The organism is Dietzia sp. CQ4, from assembly GCF_014145125.1.
Lineage (GTDB): Bacteria > Actinomycetota > Actinomycetes > Mycobacteriales > Mycobacteriaceae > Dietzia > Dietzia natronolimnaea.
The window spans coordinates 1-4850 of sequence record NZ_JAALDZ010000265.1 but is presented as its reverse complement, the minus strand read 5'-3'; the positions used below and the strand labels follow the sequence as shown (position 1 = coordinate 4850).

The window sequence follows — 4850 nt, the reverse complement described above, 5'->3', positions numbered from 1 at the left end:
CGCGGGGCCGGGGGCCGGACGGGTGGTCCGGCCCCCGGGGTGTGCGGTGGGTCCGCTCAGGCGGAGACGAGGGTGCGCTCGGACCAGGCGGCGTAGCTGCCCTCGAGCTCGACCACGTGGTAGCCGGCGCGACGCAGCGCACTGGCCGCGACCGAGTTGCGGACGCCGCTCTGGCAGTACGTCACGATCGGCCCGTCGGTCGGGAGCCGGTCGAGGTTCCACAGGAGCCGGCCGCCGCTGAGCTGGTCGGAGCCCGGGATGTGACCCTCGGAGTGCTCGGTCTTGTTCCGCACGTCCAGGACCATGGCGGCGTCGAACGCGTCCAGCTCGTCGGGCCCGATCATCTCGGGGGTCGTCATGGGCAGACCCTCGAGGCCGGTGGTGTAGCCGGTGACGGTGTCGATGCCGACCCGCAGCAGGTGATCCCGCAACGCCTCGGCCATCTCGACGTCCTCGGCCAGGACCACCAGGGGCGTGTCCTCCTTCTCGGGGTCGTAGACCCAGGCGCCGAAGGAGGCGGCCTTGTCGACGCCGGGGATGTTGAGCGAGCCGGGGACGGTGCCCGCGTGGACCTCGTCCTGGCCGCGGGTGTCGACGACGACGACCTCGTTCGTCTCGAGGGCGTCGGCCACCTCCGCGGAGTCGTAACGGCGCAGCGGGGCCAGCGGTCCGAGGACGTCCGGACCCTGCCGGTTCTGTCGCTTCATCCGCCCGAAGTACGCGTGCGCGTCCGGCTGGCCGTCGAGGAGTTCGGAGACGAAGCCCTCCTCGTCGTCGTCGTTGACGTACCCCGCCCACCACGCGTATCGACGCTCGTACCCGACGCTGGTCGACGGAAGCGCGCCGAGCGCCTTGCCGCAGGCGCTGCCCGAGCCGTGGCCCGGGAAGACCTGGACGTGGTCCGGCAGCGTGACGAACGAGTCCTTCAGGCTCCGGAAGATCTGCTTGGCGCCGGCGAAACGGGTGTCGACCCCGCCCGCCGCTTCGTCGAGCAGGTCGGGCCGGCCGAGGTCGCCGGAGAAGACGAAGTCGCCGGTCAGCATGTACCCGGGGGTATCGGCGAACGCGCCGTCGGTGATGAGGAACGACAGGTGCTCCGGCGTGTGGCCCGGGGTGTGCACGGCCTCGACGGTGATGTTGCCGAGTGTCAGCCGGTCGCCGTGGTACAGGCGCTCCGCGGCGAAGCGGTACTGCCAGTCGTCACCGCCCTCGCCGGAGACGTAGACGGTCGCCCCGGTGGCGGCCGCGAGTTCGCGGGTGCCGGACAGGTAGTCGGCGTGGATGTGGGTCTCGGTGACCGCGGTGATGGTCATGCCGTGACGGGCGGCCAGGTCCAGGTACTCGCGGATGTCGCGGCGGGCGTCGACCACCACGGCCTCCCCCTTGGCCTGGCAGCCGATGAAGTAGCCGGCCTGGGCGAGGTCCTCGTCGTAGATGCGTTCGAGAAGCATGGTGCTCTCCTTGTCGGTCGGTGTTCCCTGCGAGGGGTGTGCCACGACTGTACATACCCCGGGGGGTATCGACAAGGCGGGCGGCGCATCCGGGCAGGGTGGCGTTCGCCACACGTGGTTGCACAGGCTGTGCAATGGTGCAGTGGCCGTGCAAAACTGCGAGGGTTCCGCTTCCCGCACCTACGCACCAGGAGCCAGCGCATGGCGTCATTCCTCTACCGCATCGGGCGGTCCGCCTATCTGTTCAGGTGGCGGTTCATCGCGGCCTGGATGCTGTTGATCGTCGGCGTCGGCACCGCCGCGGCCACGATGTCGCAGCAGACCAGCACCACCTTCTCGATCCCGGGCCTGGAGTCGATCGAGACCCAGGAGGAGATGCAGGAGCGGTTCGCCGGGGCGGGGGACCAACTCGACGCCCCCACGGGGACAGTGGTCATCCGGGCCCCGGAGGGCAGCACCCTCACCGATCCGGCGGTGACGGAGGACGTCGACGCATTCCTCGCACAGGTGCGGGAGCTGGACTTCCTCGCCGACACCGACGCGATCGTCAACCCGGTCATCGCCGCCGAGGGGCTGTCCCAGCAGCTGACCGAGGCCAAGGCCGCCCAGGAGATCCCGCAGGAGCAGATCGAGGCCGACATCGCGGCCCTGAGCCCGCTCAGCGCGGACGAGACGACCGGCACCGTCCAGGTCCTGTTCGCGGCCGAGACGACCATGGACATCGACGCCGAGGACCGCGACGCCTTCGCGGACGTCGTGGCCGGGCACGAGGGCGACCTGACCATCGCGTACTCCGGGAACGCCTTCCAGATGTCCGAGATCAGCGCCATCGGCGAGCTCATCGGCATCGCGGTGGCGGCGGTGATCCTCCTCGTCACCTTCGGTTCGCTGATCGCCGCGGGGATGCCGCTGCTCACCGGGATCATCGGCGTCGGGATCGGCATCGCGGGCATCTTCGCGGCCACCGCCTTCACGGACACGATCAACACCATGACGCCGACCCTGGCGTCCATGATCGGTCTCGCCGTGGGCATCGACTACGCGCTGTTCATCGTCTCCCGGTTCCGCACCGAGCTGGTCAAACACATCGGGGGGAACGACCTCGAACCGGCCGAACTCGCGGAGAAGCTCAAGACCATCGACGCCAGGCAGCGCGCGCACCTCGCCGGGCTGGCGGTCGGCAAGGCCGGCTCCGCGGTCGTCTTCGCCGGACTCACCGTGCTCGTCGCCCTCGCGGCCCTGTCGATCATCAACATCCCGTTCCTCACCGCGATGGCGCTGTCCGCCGCGGCGACCGTCGCGATCGCGGTCCTGGTCGCCATCACGCTGCTGCCCGCCATCCTCGGTGCCGTCGGGACCAGGCTCTTCGCGGCCCGCGTCAAGGGCGTCAAGGCTCCCGACCCGGAGGACGAGAAGCCGACGATGGGCCTGACGTGGGTGCGCCGCATCCGCGCCCGTCCCGTGTTCTTCGCGACCGCCGGTGTCCTGCTGCTCGTCCTGCTGGCCCTGCCGGCCGTGCAGCTGCGACTGGCCATGCCGTCCGACGGCACGATGGCCCCGGACACCCCGAACCGCGTGGCCTACGACATGACCGACGAGGCGTTCGGTCCCGGTCGCAACGCCCCCATGATCGCCTTCGTGGACACGCTCGATGTGGCGGAGGAAGAGCGTCCGGCCGCGTGGGCCACCGCCGCGGCGGACATCCAGGCGCTCGACGGAGTGCAGAACGCGCAGATCATCGTGACCAACGAGGCGGGCGACGCCGCCCAACTCCTCGTCACGCCCGAGTACGGTGCGACCGACGAGCGGGCCGCGGACGTGCTCGCGGAGATCAGGTCCGGGGTCGCGGCCTTCGAACAGGAGACCGGGGGCACCTACTCCGTCACCGGCGTCACCCCGATCTACGAGGACATCTCCGAACGCCTCACCGAGGTGCTGCTGCCGTACATCGCCATCGTGTTGGCGCTCGCGTTCATCCTGCTCATGCTGGTGTTCCGGTCGATCTGGGTGCCGCTGATCGCGGCGCTGGGCTTCGGCCTCTCGGTCGCGGCGACCTTCGGCGTCACCGTGGCGATCTGGCAGGAGGGCTGGGGCGGGATCATCTCCGATCCGCAACCCGTCATCAGCTTCCTGCCGATCATGCTCATCGGCATCGTGTTCGGTCTGGCGATGGACTACCAGGTGTTCCTGGTCACGAGGATGCGCGAGGGGTGGGTGCACGGCAAGACCGCACACAACGCGGTCGCCAACGGCTTCAAACACGGGGCGCGCGTCGTCACCGCCGCCGCGTTGATCATGATCAGCGTCTTCGCCGCCTTCATGACGATCGACGAGCAGTTCATCAAGGTGATGGGCTTCGCGCTGGCGATCGCCGTGCTGTTCGACGCGTTCGTGGTGCGCATGACCATCATCCCGGCCGTGATGTTCCTCCTCGGCGAGCGGGCCTGGGGTCTGCCCCGGTGGCTGGACAGACTCCTCCCCACCGTCGACGTCGAGGGGTCGGCGCTGGAGACCGCGGACGAGTCCGCGCAGCAGGGGACGAGCACCGCCACGGACGGCGAGGACACCGACGGCGGCGCCCACCGCGAATCGGCACTCGTCGGCGGCCGACACTCGGCCGACACCGTCGCCGAGCAGTCCCCGGGGGCGGGCCGGCACGAGGCGCGCGGCGGGCACGCCGACCCGGACGGTGGCGGTGGTACCGGTACGCGGACAGATGGCTAGCCTCCGGGAGCGCAAGAAGGCCGACACCCTCACCCGCCTCTCGGTGGCCGCGGTCGAGCTCCTGGTGGCCGAGGGCGCGGAGGGGGCGACGGTCTCGGCCATCGCCGACCGGGCCGGGGTCTCCACCCGCACCTTCCACAACTACTTCGCCCACCGCGAGGACGCGTTCGTCCACTTCCTCCGCGAGCAGGTCGCCGAATGGGTCCGGAGGGTCGACCAGGCGCCGGCGGGGATGTCGCCGCTCGACGTCCTGCGCTCGATCTTCCGGGAGTCCTACGGCCGCTCTGAGGACGACATCGTCGCGGCGGAGAACCTCCTCGTGGTCGGCGAACAGGTCATGTTGTTGATGGGCAACGAGGAGCGTCCCTGTGCCGAGAGCATCCTCGACCCGTTGTACGAGGCGGTCGGCCGCCGGGCGCCCCACCTGAGCGTGTTCCGGGTCCGCGTGCTCGTGGACCTGGGACTGGCGGCCGGGGCGTCGGTGCTCAGGCGCCAGCCGCTCGCGGGAGAACCGGGCCGCGACGCAGCGGAGCACGACCCGACCGTCTACCTCGACGAGGCCTTCGACCTCCTCGGGCGCGGGACCGGGCGGGAGTTCGGGGGCGGTCCGGACCAGCGGGGTTCGGCCTAGGGCGGGCCGACCGGTCCGCAGCCGACCACCTCGCCGTCCGCCCC

General features: G+C 70.5%; 3 protein-coding genes. 2 read left to right on the top strand and 1 reads right to left on the bottom strand.

Features of this window, described 5'->3' with window-relative positions; genetic code table 11:
- Positions 1 to 56: 56 nt before the first annotated feature.
- The gene (locus G6031_RS14380; RefSeq protein WP_182653610.1) at positions 57 to 1451 is read right to left on the bottom strand and encodes an MBL fold metallo-hydrolase; all 1395 of its coding nucleotides are present in this window, start codon (positions 1449 to 1451) and stop codon (positions 57 to 59) included.
- Positions 1452 to 1652: 201 nt separating this feature from the next.
- Here G6031_RS14380 and G6031_RS14375 point away from each other — a divergent pair, with 201 nt between their 5' ends.
- On the top strand, positions 1653 to 4175 hold the full coding sequence (locus G6031_RS14375) for an MMPL family transporter (RefSeq protein WP_182653609.1): 2523 nt from the start codon (positions 1653 to 1655) through the stop codon (positions 4173 to 4175).
- Positions 4168 to 4806, top strand: a complete 639-nt coding sequence (locus tag G6031_RS19105; protein WP_182653608.1) for a TetR/AcrR family transcriptional regulator — start codon at positions 4168 to 4170, stop codon at positions 4804 to 4806. The genes G6031_RS14375 and G6031_RS19105 overlap by 8 nt, the downstream gene beginning before the upstream one ends.
- The last annotated feature ends 44 nt before the right edge of the window (positions 4807 to 4850 follow it).